The organism is Methanobrevibacter arboriphilus, from assembly GCF_019669925.1.
GTDB classification, from domain to species: Archaea; Methanobacteriota; Methanobacteria; order Methanobacteriales; family Methanobacteriaceae; genus Methanobinarius; species Methanobinarius arboriphilus_A.
This window is the reverse complement of sequence record NZ_AP019779.1, coordinates 236834-253423: the sequence shown is the minus strand read 5'-3', so window position 1 is coordinate 253423 and position 16590 is coordinate 236834. Positions and strand designations below refer to the sequence as shown.

General features: G+C 22.3%; 9 protein-coding genes and 1 pseudogene. 6 read left to right on the top strand and 4 right to left on the bottom strand.

Annotated elements, in window-relative coordinates; genetic code table 11:
- Window positions 1–26 precede the first annotated feature (26 nt).
- Window positions 27–698 (top strand): pseudomurein biosynthesis protein PmurB, encoded by a 672-nt coding sequence (gene pmurB / locus MarbSA_RS01080; RefSeq protein ID WP_042703945.1) that lies wholly within the window; start codon window positions 27–29, stop codon window positions 696–698.
- A gap of 191 nt (window positions 699–889) precedes the next feature.
- Here the strand turns inward: pmurB and MarbSA_RS01075 are convergent, their stop codons facing one another.
- The 3 genes and pseudogenes from MarbSA_RS01075 to MarbSA_RS01065 form a co-directional block, all read right to left on the bottom strand.
- Window positions 890–1951 carry a ribonuclease H-like domain-containing protein gene (locus MarbSA_RS01075; RefSeq protein WP_221061660.1) on the bottom strand — a complete coding sequence of 354 codons (1062 nt, stop codon included), beginning with the start codon at window positions 1949–1951 and terminating at the stop codon, window positions 890–892.
- 15 nt (window positions 1952–1966) lie between these two features.
- Window positions 1967–2218, bottom strand: a complete 252-nt coding sequence (locus MarbSA_RS01070) for a hypothetical protein (RefSeq protein WP_221061659.1) — start codon at window positions 2216–2218, stop codon at window positions 1967–1969.
- Between the two features lie 1136 nt (window positions 2219–3354).
- Window positions 3355–5838 (bottom strand): annotated as a pseudogene (locus MarbSA_RS01065) (DEAD/DEAH box helicase); the annotation flags it as partial.
- A gap of 784 nt (window positions 5839–6622) precedes the next feature.
- On the opposite strand from MarbSA_RS01065, the gene MarbSA_RS01055 reads away from it, so the two are divergent.
- From MarbSA_RS01055 to MarbSA_RS01035, 4 genes are all read left to right on the top strand, one after another.
- A complete protein-coding gene (locus tag MarbSA_RS01055) occupies window positions 6623–7870 on the top strand; it encodes a transglutaminase-like domain-containing protein (protein WP_054835433.1) in 1248 nt (415 codons plus the stop codon).
- Window positions 7871–8228: 358 nt separating this feature from the next.
- Complete coding sequence (locus tag MarbSA_RS10300) at window positions 8229–10913, top strand: UvrD-helicase domain-containing protein (protein WP_244987904.1); 2685 nt, start codon at window positions 8229–8231, stop codon at window positions 10911–10913.
- A 429-nt stretch (window positions 10914–11342) separates the two neighbouring features.
- Window positions 11343–12524 (top strand): PD-(D/E)XK nuclease family protein, encoded by a 1182-nt coding sequence (locus MarbSA_RS01040; protein WP_042703934.1) that lies wholly within the window; start codon window positions 11343–11345, stop codon window positions 12522–12524.
- A gap of 357 nt (window positions 12525–12881) precedes the next feature.
- Window positions 12882–13646, top strand: coding sequence for an exodeoxyribonuclease III (locus tag MarbSA_RS01035; RefSeq protein WP_054835792.1), 765 nt, complete (start codon window positions 12882–12884; stop codon window positions 13644–13646).
- A gap of 449 nt (window positions 13647–14095) precedes the next feature.
- On the opposite strand, the gene csa3 is transcribed toward MarbSA_RS01035, so the two are convergent.
- Window positions 14096–14689, bottom strand: a complete 594-nt coding sequence (gene csa3, locus MarbSA_RS01030; RefSeq protein WP_042703930.1) for a CRISPR-associated CARF protein Csa3 — start codon at window positions 14687–14689, stop codon at window positions 14096–14098.
- 1061 nt (window positions 14690–15750) lie between these two features.
- Between csa3 and MarbSA_RS01025 the strand changes: the two genes are divergently transcribed.
- Window positions 15751–16443: a DUF169 domain-containing protein gene (locus tag MarbSA_RS01025; RefSeq protein WP_221061658.1), complete on the top strand. Its 693-nt coding sequence runs from the start codon at window positions 15751–15753 to the stop codon at window positions 16441–16443.
- Window positions 16444–16590 lie beyond the last annotated feature (147 nt).

The following is a 16590-nucleotide window of genomic DNA, read 5'->3' as shown; positions in this document are numbered from 1 at the left end:
GTGGTTTGTATGATTGTGTGAGATAAATGTTAATTTCTAGTGTTATAACTGCAGCAGGACGAAATTCTCGTATGGAAAATAGTCAAATTAAAGAAGGAAGTCCTATTAAAAATAAATTATTACTTCCATTTCCAAGTGAAAATAGTATTAATACAGTTATTGAAACAACTATCAATAATGTATTATCCTCTGATGTTGATGAGTGTATTGTTGTATTAGGTCATTTTGCAGCTAATATAAAAAAAGCTTTAGCTAATATTACTGATGATAGAGTTAAAATTATCGAAAATGAAAATATTAATGTAGACCTTTCTACTTCATTATTAAATGGGTTGAAACATTGTAAAAATAAATATGTTTTGTGTTCAGCTGGAGATCAACCAACAGTTAGTTCCAAAACTTATAAAAACATCATCAATTCTCTTTTTAATTTGAAAAACCCTGAAAAGTCTATTTCTATTCTTAGGAGAAAAAATTCAGGTTTATTAAAAAGTCCAGAAGGTTTAGGAATGCCATTTGTAGCTAATAAAGATATTTTAATTAAATATCTTGATAATGAGGATAGTAATTTAAACCCAATTCTTAGAAAGATTTTTAAAGATCAGTTTCCATTTTATGGGGTAGAAGAAGATGATTCTATGGAATTGATTAATATTAATAATTATGAAGATTATAAGTTTGTTTTAAATAATTTTTAATAATATTTATATTAATTTTTTACTTTTTAATAGTAATTTATTTTATAATAATAATAATAATAATTTGATTTATATTAGTAATTTACTTTTTATATTATTTTAATTTATAATAATACTAATTTATTTTATAATAATAATTTATTTTGTATTAATAATTTAATTAAAGTTTAGATTAACTTTAATTATTTTTATTAAAATTTTTCACACATTCTATTTAAAAATTTAGCTAATGATACTATATCAAAACGATTATGTTCAATAATAGGAACTAAAGGCCCAATATTATCTTCTTTTAGATATGCATCATAAAATTCAGGTATATGTGATCCTGGAACATCATCAACACGATTAATATCAAATATGTGTTTCTCAATAGTAGTTAGTTTACAATTTGGTAGTTTATCTTTCCAAAGATTTCTTGCATAGTAAATTAAATCATAATGGAATGGTTGACTTTCATTGTTTAATTGGTAGTAATTACATCTATTTCTAATAAATGGAACATCAAAACTAGCACCATTATAAGTAATAAGGGTTGAATCTTCTTCAATATGAGATAAATAACCTTCTAAAACTGCTGCTTCTTCTACTTTTCTTCTGAGGAGATATTGTGTTGAAGTGATAGATTTTCCTTTTTTATCCATTTCAGCTATACCAATAAGTATAATTGGAACATTAGAAAGACCTAATGTTTCAATATCCATAAATTTGAAACTATCATATTCAAGATCTCCAGCACATTTAAGCATTTTTCCTTTATTATTACAATTTTTTCTAATTAGATTAAACTTATCTATATGTGATCCATTTTCTAGTTTTTCAATAATTTCTTCTGCATGCTCTTTATATTTTTCATGCTCTAAAAGAGAGCTTATATCTTTATAACCTTCTTCCTTAAGCTTTTTTTCTGTAGCAGGACCTATTTTAGGAATTAATTTTAAGTCACAAAATAATTCATTTTCAAATTCTTTTTTATCAATTGAAAAATCGATTTTTTCTTTTTTTGTGATTTTTAATGTTTCTCCAGAACTGTTTTCTATGATTTCGCTACCTTCAATATCATCTAACCTTTGATCTTGATATTGTTCTAATAAGGTATATTTTAATTTTATTAGAGGATCATCAGAGTTAATTCCAGAGTTTTCATGGGCTTTAGCAATAGTCTCTTTAGAAGGTGCTGCAGAAGTTAAAGATTTCGATAATATTGACTTTAACATATCTTTTTCATGATTTTCATATCTTTCTGATTTCATTTATATCTTTACAACCTATTCTTTTTTGTCTGTGAGATTAATATTAATTTTAAAACTGATATTTTTATATGGAGGTTTACAACAGGAGGTAATATCTTCTGTTCTAATTGAAAATGATCCATATTTATTAAAAATTTCATTCATATCTGAGATAATTTTTTCTAATTTATTTTCATCAAAAACTTTTATATTTCCTAAATAGGAGATTTTATCAGATGAATTTACTGTGGTTAGATTATCAATCTTTTGGATTTGATTATTCTCCAACACATCATTTATTTTAATTATAATTTCATTTTTAATTTTTAATTTTTGATCATTGGACATATTATCTTTTTACAATTATTTTAATTTACATAAAACTTATATTATTATATATAAGACTTTTAAAAAAATTATATATAAGACTTTTAAAAAAATTATATATAAGACTTTTAAAAAAATTATTTTTTTAAAAACTATTTTTAAGAAACTATTATTTAAAAAAACTATTTTTTTAAAGCTATTATTTAAAAAACTATTATTTAAAAAGCTATTTTTTAAAAAACTATTATTAAAAAATTTATTATTATTGATATATAATTCATATTCTTATTAAAATTTTTTAAATATTATATTATAATATCTAAAATATCTTATAATATTTATAATAAAGTATCTCATAGTATTTATATTAAAATATCTAATAATGTTTCTATTATTATATTTTATAATATTATTACTATATTTTATAATGTTATTATTATGTTTTATAATATTATTACTTTATTATTTATATTTTTTGAATTTCAATTTTATATTTATAAATAGTAATCTAGTCTTTCACATATTAATTTTTAATTTTTTTAATATTAATAATTTTGTTATTTTTAGATTTTTTTATTATGAGTAGTTTATGAATATTCTTTTTTGAATTAATTATTCTATTTTCTAATAGATTGATTTTTAATAATATCTATTAATTCATGTGCCTTTTCATTAGCTGGGTCTATAATAATGGATTTTTTTAAGAATTTCAATGCTCCATTTTCATCTCCTTGTTCATTTAGTATAGCTCCTAATAAATACCATGAATCAGAATTATTTTTATCATAATTTAATATATCTATTAATAAATCTTTTGCAAATGTGTAATTTTTATCTTTATAGAATTTCAATGCTTCTTTAAGTTTAGTTTGAATATTATATTCTGTATTATTGGTTTTTTCTTCATTTTCTATATTGTTTTTATTATTTATTTTATTATTATTACTTATTTCATTATTGCCCATTATATTATTAAAATTATTATTAGTATTATTAGTATTATTATTAATACTATTATTAACTTTATTATTACTTATTCTATTATTAAAATTATTATTAATACTATTATTAATACTATTATTAATTTTATTATTAATCTTATTGTTAATCTTATTATTAATTTTATTGTAATTATCTTCTAAGTGAATTTTATCTAAAATATTCTCTTGTTCAGCTGTATCAATCTCATTTTGAATAAAATTAAGTATATTTCTTGTAGCATCTTTATGAAGTGGTTTATTTTCATTTCCACATTTTGGAGAATATATACATGAAGGACACCCCGAATCACATTGGCAATTATCAATTAAATCTTTTGTTGATTGAACCAATTGATTAAAAACTTCTATAGCTTTTTCACAAATCCCAATTCCTCCTTCATAGGCATCATATATAAAAATGGTTGCTTCTTGGGTATCTTCATGATAATTTGTTGATAAACCTCCAATATCAAATCTATCACACATTACATGTAGGGGGAATAATCCAATTAATCCATGCTCTACCCCATGTAAACCTCCAGCAAATACATTATCTTCATCAAACTTATCTTCAAGATGTTCCTTTATTTTATTAGATATAGTAAACCATATTCCTTTAGTTTTAAATCTTAGTGGTGGAAGGTCAAGTGTAAAAGTTCCAAGAGATTTTGAAAAGTGCATTTTTTTGTATTTGTGGTAATCTTCAGATACTTCTAATTCACCAAAATACACTGTGAAATTTCCAATTTTTTCTTTTTTTATTTTTGACTTGATCTTAATATCGACGTCTTTTAAAACAATTGTATGATATTCAACAGCTTGTTTATAAACATTAACATACTTTGATTTTAAGTTCACACTATCAACAATGTATGTTTCTCCTTTATTTATTAAAACAGCCCCTTCATGAGCTTCTCTGTAGACTTGTCCTATTTCCATATTTTCAAGTAGTTTTCCATTAGACATTACTTTAAATGAATCATTTGATAGCTGATCTAAGGAATGTTTAAATGATGCTTCATCATCATGAGGATAAATATATTGTTCTCTTTTATTTTTTATTAAATCATAGCTTTCAATTGCTTTATCTAATAGTGTTTCATCACATTTGAATATTTCATTTACCTCAGCAGCAGTAATTGGTATCTCATTAGCTGCACATAAAAGATGAGATTTAATAATCATTTTATTATTTAAGTCTATTATTGCATTTTCATGAGGTTTATCAAAGAAAAATTCTGGATTTTTCATGAAATATTGATCTAATTGATTTTCAAAAGCAAGTAGTATTATTATTGATTTTTGATTTCCTCTTCCAGCTCTTCCAGCTTGTTGCCATGTTGAAATCATTGTTCCAGGATATCCTGATATTATAACTGCATCAAGAGAGCCTATGTTAATTCCGAGTTCAAGAGCATTTGTACATGTAACTCCGAGGTATTTTCTACTTTTTAGACCATTTTCGATTTCTCTTCGCTCATTAGCTAAATATCCTGCTCTATAGGCTGTTATTTTTTCTGCAAGTGGCTTTTTATAATTTTTCATGTCTTTTTTTGCCCACATAGCTATGAGTTCTGCAATTTTACGAGACACTGTAAAACAAAGTGTTTGAATATCTTTTAAAAGAAGATATAAAAATATCATTTCTGTTTCTTGATGTATTGATAGACCATCTGTTATTTTTGTCCAATTATTTTCATTGTTATTAGCTATTGTATCTTCAATGAATTTATCTTCAAGGTCTTTAATGTTTCCAATGCTTTCAGTTCTATTTTGTGAATTTAATTGTGAATTATTATTTCCTTTATTTTTTTTTAAATTTTTATAAAATGGATTGTAAAGTATAAAGTCTTTTTCACCACTTGGAGATGTATCTTTATCTATAAGGTAAAAATTTTCTCCTACCAATTTATTTGCTAACTCTAATGGGTTTGCAAGGGTTGCAGATGATAGTATAAATTGTGGAGATGATCCATAGAATTTAGCTATTCTTCTTAGTCTTCTTATTAAGTATGCAACATTTGATCCAAATATTCCTTTGTAATAATGTGCTTCATCAATTACAATATATTTTAAGTTGCTATAAAATCCTTTCCATTGATGATGCCATGATAATATGTGGTGTATTTGATATGGGTTTGTTAAGATTATCCGTGAGTTCTGCCTAATCCCATATTTTTTATTTTTTGGTGTATCTCCATCATAAGTCGCTGGTTTTATTTCTATTTCTAATTCCTTTTCGAGTTCCTTTAAAATATTCAGTTGGTCATTGGATAGTGCTTTAGCTGGATAAATATACATTGCAGTTGCTTTTTTATCTTTTAACATTGTTTCAAGTATTGGTAAATTAAATGCTAGTGTTTTTCCTGAAGCTGTTGGTGTTGTAATGATTATATTTTTTTTATTTTTAATCTTTTTAAAAGCAGTTGCTTGATGTTTATATAATTTGATATTATTTTTTTCAAGATATTTAGCTATTTTTGGATTTACTTCATCCAAATTCATATAAATAGCCTTTTTACCAGGTATTTTTTCAATATGAGCTATTTTATGACGGAATCTAATATCATTTTTAAATTTATCTATAGCTAATTTATCCATAGGAATCATTTTGTTTTTAGTTATTACTAATTTATTTATTAGTTATGATTTTCTTTTTTTATTTAAGTTTCATTTTTTTAATTATATTATTTTTTCATCTGTTCATTTATATATTATTGAATTTTAAAGTTCTTTTTTAATTTTTATTAGACTATATTAATAAATATTACTTTTAATAAGAATATTTCTTTTAATAATTTTAGATTCTTTTAATATTTTAAAAAGTTTTTATAATTTTATAAAATATTTAGAATAGCATGAAAATATTATATTTAGAATTTCATGAAAATATTATTATATAAAATTAAAAAATTAATAATATATTTAGGTATACCTAAATATTTATATACTAGTAATGACAACATAATAATGGTAATGTCAAAACAAATTTAAACACAATGTCATACCACCCCTCAATTGATTATCTTCCTTAATCCATATTATTAGCAGTCTCGACCATATTATTTTGTATTTTTATTTAATCAATTGAGGGTCTTTTCTTCTGTTAATTTATTTAAAATTATTAGGTATTTTCTATTTTTATTAATATTAGCTACTATAACTCTTAAGATTAGATAATTATTTATATTAGTTTTTAACATATTTTTATTAAATAAAGAATACTCTCTATTAAATATTAATACTAATAGAGATATACGTAATAATAGAATTATTATTAATAATAATTTAAAATGCTCTTTATATAAAAACATCATTAAATATGAATAATATCATGAAAAATATAATATATAATGAGAAACTGAATATATATAAATGTGATTAGATGAGGATTAATGAAACAAAAAACATTTTTTATGATTATATTATATGTTTTATAAACTTCAATAAAAATACTCATAATATCAACAGGACTGTTCATAGAAATATTTATAAAAGTATTCATAATCGTATTTTTGAAAACATTCATAAAAATATTTTTAAAACAATTTTGAAAATAGTTATAATCTTTTTGTTGATATTTACACTATTTAATATTGTTGAAAGTGTTAATGGAGAGATTATGAGTGGAAACGAAGATGTAAATGAAACAAATATCACTAATAATACAATTGTTAATAATTCAGTTTCTCAAGATAATGTAGTTAAAAGCTCTAAAACTCTTTATAATTATATAGATACTTATAAGATCATCCCTAAAAATGTAATGGTAAATGATAAAAATCTCTCTTCAAAGAATTTTTTATATTTAATGTCTAAAACTGTTATTTATAAGTATAAGAATGATAATTCTGACATTAAAATTAAATATGGGATAAAAAGTAATAAAAAAATTAAAGGAGATACTATCAAATGGAAATATGAGACAAGTTCTTATTATAAAATAGCTAAGTACATTGTAAATTACGTTGATAATCATAATAAAGTTCCAAGCTATTATAAACTATTATCCAAGAAAAAGATTAAATATGAAACTCTTATTTTTATGTTTAGTAAAATTTTATCAAAAACTAAAAGAAATAATCTTCCTAAAACTGTCTATATTAATGTTGATAAGTTAGATGCTATTAATAACAATGGAAAAACTTTAAAGTTGTATAATAAGTATAGAAAGACTAGTTTATCTAAATATTTAATATCTACTTCATGGACTCCGAGTAAAAGTTCTTATATTAATAGTATTGCAAAAAAAATTACAAAAGGTATTAAATCTAAGTATAAAAAGGCAGAAGCTATTTTTAATTGGACTGTAAACAATATAAAATATTCTTATTATTATAATACTAAGTATGGTGGTAAAAAAACTATCAAATTGAAAAAAGGAAATTGTGTTGATATGTCTCATGCTTATGCATCACTTTCTAGATCAATTGGTTTGCCTACAAGATATATTCACAGTAGATGTGATTTTAGAAAAAGTGGATGGTTAGGACATATTTGGCTTCAGGTTCTTGTTGGGAAAAAATGGATACCTGTAGATGTTAGTGGTGAAAATAATCGTTTTGGTGGAGTTGTCAACTGGAATCAAAATACTTATCATCGTATAGCTATTTATAGTGAAACACCATGGTGAAATGTATAGGTAAATGTATAGGTAAATATATATTTATTTAATATTTTCTTTATTTTTATATTAAATTAGGATATTAATTTTATATATATTTTTATAATAATTAATTTTATAATATATTTTTTTATAATTTATTTTTTATAATTTATTTTTGCATTATTTTGCAATTTTATAATTTATTAATTAAATTCTTAATTAAAAATTTTTTAATTAAATAATAATTATCTCAAGCTATTGGATAGAATTAATAAGATTTAATTAATATTATTATAATATTATTATTAAATAAGAATGATAAATTATTAAATAAGAATGATAAAACTAATATTAATATCATTAATAAATTGATCAATTGATTTCCATGATAACTTACTCTCAATTTGAAAATATTGTTGTAAATAAACTAAAAAGAGATATTTCAACTAATAAAGATCAAAATAAAGCCATTAGCTCCAAAATTGATCAATCTCTTTTTATTGTTGCAGGGCCTGGTTCTGGAAAAACAACAGTTATGGTTTTAAAAATATTAAAATTTATTTTTGTGGATGATATAAACCCAAATGAGATAATAGCTACTACATTTACAAGAAAAGCCGCTAATGAGCTAAATTCTAGAATACTTGGTTGGGGAGATGAAATCAAAAAATATCTTTATAAAAGAATAACTGATGAGAAAAAGCTTAAAAGATTAGATATTATTGATTTTAATCAAATTATCACAGGTACAATTGATAGTATAGCAGAAGAGATACTTAGAATACATAGAGATCCTGGAACAAATTTGCCGGTTGTTATAGAAGACTTTGTAGCTAATTCTGCAATGATATCCTCAGGTTTATTTGAAAAGGATAGATATTTAAATAAAGATTTAAAAGAGTATTTAGGTAAATTAAATGGTGTTGAAGAGGTTAAAAATCCTTCTATCATGAGTAATATTTTACTTGATATTAAAAACAGGCTTTATTATGATCAAGTTGATTTTAAAGAGCTTCTTAATAATGAAACTTCTCCTGGAGCTAAAATAGCTCTAAATGCTATTTTAGATTATCTTTCTGAATTGAAAAGTAGAAACATTCTTGATTTTTCCATGTTAGAATCAAAATTTTTAAAAAGGCTTGTTTCTGGAAAGTTAGATAATTTTCTTAAAAGTATTCATGTGATTCTTGTAGATGAATATCAAGATACTAACTTGTTGCAAGAAAAAATATATTTTAAATTAGCTAAATCAGCTATATCTAATGGTGGAAACATTACTGTTGTTGGGGACGATGATCAATCTTTATATAGATTCAGAGGAGCAACAGTTGATTTATTCACAAATTTCATTGAAAGAGCTTATGAAAACTTAGGTATTGATGTTGAAGAGATTAATTTATCAGCTAATTATAGATCAACTGAGGATATTGTCAATTTATGTAATTATTTTGTTGAATTAGATGGTGATTTTCAACCTGCTCGTGTTAAAGAAAAACCTAAGATTGAATTTTCAAGGATTAATAACATTATTGATAAAAACAATATAAATAATACAAATAATATTGTAAATGGTAATAATATTGTAAATAATAATGTAAATGATAATCTAAATGGTAATAATAATGTAAATGATAATGTAAATGATAATCTAAATGGTAATAATAATGTAAATGATAATGTAAATGATAATCTAAATGGTAATAATAATGTAAATGATAATGTAAATAGTAATAATGATGAAAAAGATAAAAATAGTACTGAATTATATTTTAAAAATAAAAATTCTAATGAAAATCAATCTATGCCCGTTCTTGGATTATTCAGACAAAATCCTGAAATATTAGCTAAGGATTTATCTATTTTAATAAGAGATTTAGTTAATGGTAAAACTGTTAAAAAAAAAGTAAAAAAGATATTATCTTCAAATAATTACCTAACTAGCAGTTATGATAAAACTTCAAATAATCTATCAGAAGGAGATTTTATAAGTTTAAAACTATCTGAATTTGGTGGTTCTCCTTCAGATATAGCTATTTTAACTTACTCTCCAAAAGAAATTTCTTATGGAAATCAATTGTTTCCATATTATCTAAGAAAAAATTTGTTAAATTTTAAAAATCCTATTGAAGTTTTCAATCCTCGTGGTCAAGATCTCCAAACAATAGAAGAGGTAGCTATATTTTGTGGATTAATGCTTGAATGCATTGATCCTGATGCAAAATTTCAAAACTCTATTAAAAAGATTCCTGGCCTTGCTAAAAGAAATATGAATAAATGGAGAAGAATAGCTAATGAATACATCAAAACTAATCCAGAACCTGTTCAACCAATATCTCTTGAAGATTTTGTTAATTGTTGGAGAACAAGAACTCCTTATGCTCATAATCCTAATATTTGGCCTGAAAGTGCAAGTTTAATTGAACTTGCCTATAAAATTATCACATGGATTGAAGAGTTTCAGGATGATGTTGAGGGATTAGTATATTTAGAAGCTATAACAAAAACAATAACTCAAACTGGCTTTTTTAATGAGTATTCTGCTCAAATATTCTTTGATGATAAGCATATTGAAGAAGAAAAGTCTGTTGTTGAGGCTATTTGGAATATTTTTATACCACTTGCCTCTGGAGGAATTTCCATCGATGAAAAATTATTAGAAACATTACCTGATAATAGAGTTAATATAATGTCTATTCATCAATCTAAAGGTCTAGAGTTTCCATTAATTATAGTTGATGTAGGATCTAGATTTAAAAAAAATCAGATCAAAACATCATCTTTAAGATTTCCTAAAATGGGGGATAAATCTTCAAATTTAGAAGATAAGATCAGACCATTTAGTCCATTAGGGATTGGTGATAGAAATCCAAAAGATAGGGCTTTTGATGATTTAACAAGGTTGTATTTTGTAGCTTTTTCAAGAGCTAAAGATGTTTTATTATTGGTTGGATTAAATTCATCGATAGATGGATATATAGCAAATGAAAAACAGATAAATATTCCTAATGTTGCATTAGGATGGAAAAGAAATGAACAATTTGTTGGTTTTGATCAAATATATTTAATTTAATTAATGATACTTTGTTTATTACATTTGTGTTTATTATCTATTTATCATTATTTTAAAGGTATACTATCCTTTATAATTATAATAATTTATAATATTATTAAAAATTATTTAAAACAAACTTATAATCTTTATAATTATTAATATTAATCAATAATTTATAATCATTATATTTCTATAATAATACCATAAATATGAATATTCATAGCTATTAACACTAATAAATAATATTAATATTCATATTTAGTAATACTAATAAATAATATTAATACTTATATATAACAATATTAATAATTAGTATAATAAATATAAAAAATTATAATTCTATAAAAATATTAAAATTATTTCATAAGCTTTTTATAATTTTTTAATGTTAAAATATTATAATTTTATGATATAATTTTGTATAATAATTGATACTATGTGATTAAAATGGAATTATCGCCACGTTCTAAACCCTATATTATACCAGAATATAGTTTAACAGGAGATTTAATATCATTTTTAACTTGTAACCTTCAATATCGTTATCAAAATAGAGGAACCCTTCCTCCTTCCATGCCTATACAATTATGGTTTGGGGAATTTATTCATGGAGTTATGGAAGAATCATTTCTTGAATGGAATACAAAAAAAATTAGTTTTCCATGGGATTGGAAAAATCAAATAAGACCTATTGAAGAGATGATTGATAAAAGATTAAGAGCAAGAGGACTTTACCCTCCTTTAGATTTTTTTTGTAAATTTGAATCAAAAAAGAATAGTGTTTTAGGTACATGTCCTGATAAAAACCATCCACACAAATTACTTTATAGTGCAAGAGCCGAAAAAGCTATTAATGTTTGGGGTCCTGATTTATTCCCATTAATTGATTCAGCTGAAGTTTTAATTAAAGGTAAAAGACCAATGCCTAATTTTGATAAGGAGAATAGTAGATCTAATTATTATGGTATTAATGGTGTAATTGATGTTATAAGTTCTTTAAAAATTAATGAAATTAATAATAATAAAATTGTTAAATATCTAAAAAATAATAAAGAGATTTCAAAGAAATTAAAAGCTTTTGAAGATGATGAATATGAAGTTATTATTGATTATAAAGGAATGAAAAGGCCTCCTTTAAAATCAAATAATTGGTTTTATCATCAATGGCAAATATTAACTTATTCATGGCTTAGATCAAAACAAGAGGATTCAAAGCCTATTGTTGCAGGTATTATTTTTTACTTAAATGAACTTGTTCCTTCAACTGAAGATTTAATAGCTTTAAAACAAGATATTTTAAATGGATGTAATGATGTTAAAATTTCTGATATTGAAGAATCATTGATACTTGGCTGGAATGAAGATAAAGATAATTATATTAACCTATCAGATAAATTAAAAGAAAAAAGGTCTATAAGGATTATAAATATTGAAAATGATTCTATATCCAATGCTTTAATAGAATTTGATGATGTTGTAGCTAATATTGAAGATTCGATAATAAAAGAGATGAAAGGTATTCCAATTAAAAACGCTTGGAATGCTAAAGGTGATAAAAGAACCTGTGATGCTTGTGATTTTAAGAATTTTTGTAATAAACCTCTTTCAGAAAATATGAAAGTTCCTTAAGATTACTAAAAACCTATATTAAATTTATTATCATTGTATTCCTATTAGATTTATTATCCTTATGTTTCCATTAGATTATTATGTTATCATATTTCTATTAAATTTATTATCATTATAAATTAAATGATGTGAATTTATTAATCTTCATTTTATCAATTTTTAATGGTATTTTTATGTTTTATTTAATCTTTAATATTTTATTTAATTATTAATAAGTGAATAAATAGTAAGAGTTAATAATGAGAATATTTATAAATAATAGTATCAAATAAATAATGATAGTATTAATAATTATTTTAGGATTTAAGTAATAATAATCCAATTTAATATATTTAAAAGATTTTTGGAAGTTAAAAAATGGGTAAAATTAAAATTATATCTTGGAATATTAATGGAATTAGAACTCGTGCAAAAAATAAAGAAATTGATCCTGTATATGATGAAAATCCAGATATTATCCTATTTCAAGAAACTAAAGCTAAGTATGAACAATTAGATTCTAATTTAAAAGACGTTGAAGGATATAATACCTATTTTTCTCCAGGTGAAACCACACGAACTGGAGGTATAGCTACTTTTTCAAAGTTAAAACCAAAATTAATAAAAAGATTTTTTGATGTTCCAGATACTTCATTAAAAATGAGGATTTTAAACTTTGAATTTGATAAATTTACTTTAATCCATATTTATGCTCCTTATGGATTTAATAGTAAAGCAGATAAAGAGATTAAACTTTCATTTTATAATAAATTATTAGAGTTTGCTGAAAAATCTGCTGATGATAATGTTATTATAGCTGGAGATTTTAATATTGCTCATTCTGAAAAAGATGTTAGTGATCCTGAAAAAGCTTCAAAAAATAGTTCATTTTCTGATGAAGAAAGGGATATCATTAACAAAATTGAAAAACTTGGCTACTTTGACTCTTTTAGACATTTAAATCCAGATAAAATTGAATTTTCTTCATGGAAATCTCAAAAAGCTAAAGAATCAGGTGAAGGATCTCGTTTAGATTATTTCTTTATTTCTAAAAGCTTGAAAGATTCTTTAATTGAGTCAAAAATATTATCCAATATTAATGGTTCTAAACATGACCCTATTGAGTTAGTTATAGATATTTAATCTATAATTAAATATATAGAGTAGGTATTAAGTGATATTATTTTTAATTTAATAATTTTCTAATATATATAATTCTTTTTTAATTTTTTTTAAATATTTATGTAATACTTTAATTAAAATATATTATTAATAATATTTAATACTTATTTTAATCAAATTATTACTTATTTTTGTTAAAGTATTAGTTATATTAGTCATGTATTACTTATTTTAATTAAAATAATACTTATATTATTTAAAGTATTACTTATCTTAATTAAAAATAGATAAAAATATTATAAAAATAGTATAGATTATAAAAAATAGGGTATAGTATAAAAATTTCTTGTATTAAATTAAAAATGATATTAATTTTTAATTTTAAAAATAAAAATATAACTAGTGATTTATTAGTTTTTAAATAATAAAACTCTGTAAATCCTAGCTTTTAAAAAAAGATTTGTGAAATATTAAATAATAGCTAATCTTCCAGCAGTAGTAATTTCTAATATTTCTTTATCTATAAGACCCATATCTCTCAATTCACGTATATGATTATAAGTCATTCCCCTACTGATTTCAATTTTATCAGAAAGTTCTTTGACAGAATTAGAACCATTTATTAAACATTTTAATATTTCTTTTTTAGTTGAAGAGATTCCATATTTAAGTATTGGAAGATCCATTACTTCTTTTGTAGAATTGTCTACATAAACAATCCTATCAACAAATTGATGTTTTGAATATGCTCCAAAAAGTGTTCCTAAAGCTTGTGGTCTTTCTCCACCACTTATATTAACAACAATTTTGTTTCCAGACTTTTTTTCTTTTTCAATTGCATCAGCAACACCAGATGCAATTTTTACTGAATCATTAGAGTCAGTTTCTTGTGATTTAATATCTATAAATCGTCCAAATGCCTTTTCTAAAGTTTCTTTACTTTCTCTCATTACATCTGAACCATTATCTTCAGTCAGTAATAAAACTTTCTTTGGAGAAAATTTAGTTATACATATCATTACTGGTTCTACGTCGTAAATAGTTGATATTAGAGTTGTTTCCATTTAATAACCGCCTTTTAATTAAGTAACAACTGTTTATTCAGAAGTACTATTTTTTCTCTTTGTATTTAACCTAATTTATCATTTAACAAAACATAAAATTCCTTATTATTAAAAATAATATGTTTGTTTTGATTCTATATATTAATTATTCAACTTAAAATTTAATTATAAAATTGATTTAGTAATATTATATCTAAATAATTCATAAATACTATTTTTAAGTTCAATAAATTACATTAATTATATTCTTTTTTATTCTATATATACCTACTTATTAGTAATTAATTGTTATAATTGATTAAGTTTTATATTTTATATAAAATTTACTAGATAAGAATTGATTTAAATCTTTCTAAAATTGTATAAAATACTTTTTTACAATATTTCTAATTAAAAAACAGATTATTTCTTCCTATATTTATGATATATTATTTTATAGTAACTACTTTTAATTTGAAATATTAGCATTGTTATTTTATTTATTAAACTTAATAAAAACTTGTTTAAATCATATTAGACTAATTTTAAATCTTTTTTTATTTATTTCAATAGGGAAAATATCTTTTATTTAAGAAAATATTCCATATATTTATTTAATATATAGTAATATTTGGAATGAATATATTAATGAATTATCAAATAATTTAATACTGTTAAAAGTTTGTTCTAAATAAAACAAAATTATATTTTTATTAATTTTATATAACATAAGTAAACATATATTAAAAATTTTGATAATAACAATAGTTAATATGTTTAATATTATATATAAAAGTTTTTAATTTATATTATTTATTTACTATTAGTTCTTTTTATAATTTTTTTTAAATCAATTAGAATATTCTTATTTTAAAATATTTTTTAATAAATTATTTTATTATTCATAATAGCTCAAACATTTCATTATTTTTATATTTGTATTTTTATATTTATAATCTTTAATTATCGTTTTTATAACAGTGTTATTTTTTCTCTTATTATAACATTTCAATAGTTAAATAGAAAATATTATGTATATTAAAAATTAATATAATATTTAAATAAATTCTAATGGTGATATTATGAAAGATTATCCACAATCAGATGAATTAGAAAATAATCAGTATTTTTCTTCAAGAATAAAAAAGGATTTAGATTTAAATTCTCATCCTGTAGCTATAAAATTTATTTTACACAAGGAAGACATTCCTGAAGGTATTAATAAAATACAAGATAAAATTAGACATTGTGAAATGGTACAGAAAGCATCAAGAGGAGATTCATTTTATAGCACTTCTGAAGAGCAATTATGTAAAGGAGGATCTTCTGCAATTGGGCTTGAAGATATACCTGAAAAAATTGCAAGTGGAGAGTTTTACTATGGATTAAAAAGATTTAAATCATTAGGTTCTGCTAAAAGAACACTGGATTCAATTCCAAAGATTGATTTAAGAAGTTATGCAATTATCTATACTCCATTAGAAAAAGCAGAATTTACTCCAGATATTGTTGTTATTATAGCTAATCCAATGCAAGCTATGAAAGTTTCTCAAGCTATTGTATATTCATTAGGTGGAAGAGTAGAATCTGATTTTTCAGGTATTCAATCTATTTGTGCTGATGCAGTTGCAGGCCCATTTATGCGAAAAAGACCTAATATAACTTTAGGTTGTAGTGGTTCAAGACAATATGCTGATATAAAAGAAAATGAACTTATCATTGGTTTAAATGGTGAGAATTTAGGTTGTGTTGTTAATTCTTTAGACAACATATAAATTTTTATCTCTTTAAATAGTATATTATATTACTTTTTATACTATCTTATTATTTTAATTCTTATTATTTTAATTTTTTATTCTAATTTTTTATTTATAAATCCATTTATAATTTAATTTATTATTCTAGTTTATTATTCTAATTTA

Coding starts and splice junctions, on each gene's coding strand:
- pmurB (WP_042703945.1), top strand. CDS start 27: ATGTTAATTTCTAGTGTTATAACTGCAGCAGGACGAAATTCTCGTATG.
- MarbSA_RS01075 (WP_221061660.1), bottom strand. CDS start 1,951: ATGAAATCAGAAAGATATGAAAATCATGAAAAAGATATGTTAAAGTCA.
- MarbSA_RS01055 (WP_054835433.1), top strand. CDS start 6,623: ATGAGGATTAATGAAACAAAAAACATTTTTTATGATTATATTATATGT.
- MarbSA_RS10300 (WP_244987904.1), top strand. CDS start 8,229: ATGATAACTTACTCTCAATTTGAAAATATTGTTGTAAATAAACTAAAA.
- MarbSA_RS01040 (WP_042703934.1), top strand. CDS start 11,343: ATGGAATTATCGCCACGTTCTAAACCCTATATTATACCAGAATATAGT.
- MarbSA_RS01035 (WP_054835792.1), top strand. CDS start 12,882: ATGGGTAAAATTAAAATTATATCTTGGAATATTAATGGAATTAGAACT.
- csa3 (WP_042703930.1), bottom strand. CDS start 14,689: ATGGAAACAACTCTAATATCAACTATTTACGACGTAGAACCAGTAATG.
- MarbSA_RS01025 (WP_221061658.1), top strand. CDS start 15,751: ATGAAAGATTATCCACAATCAGATGAATTAGAAAATAATCAGTATTTT.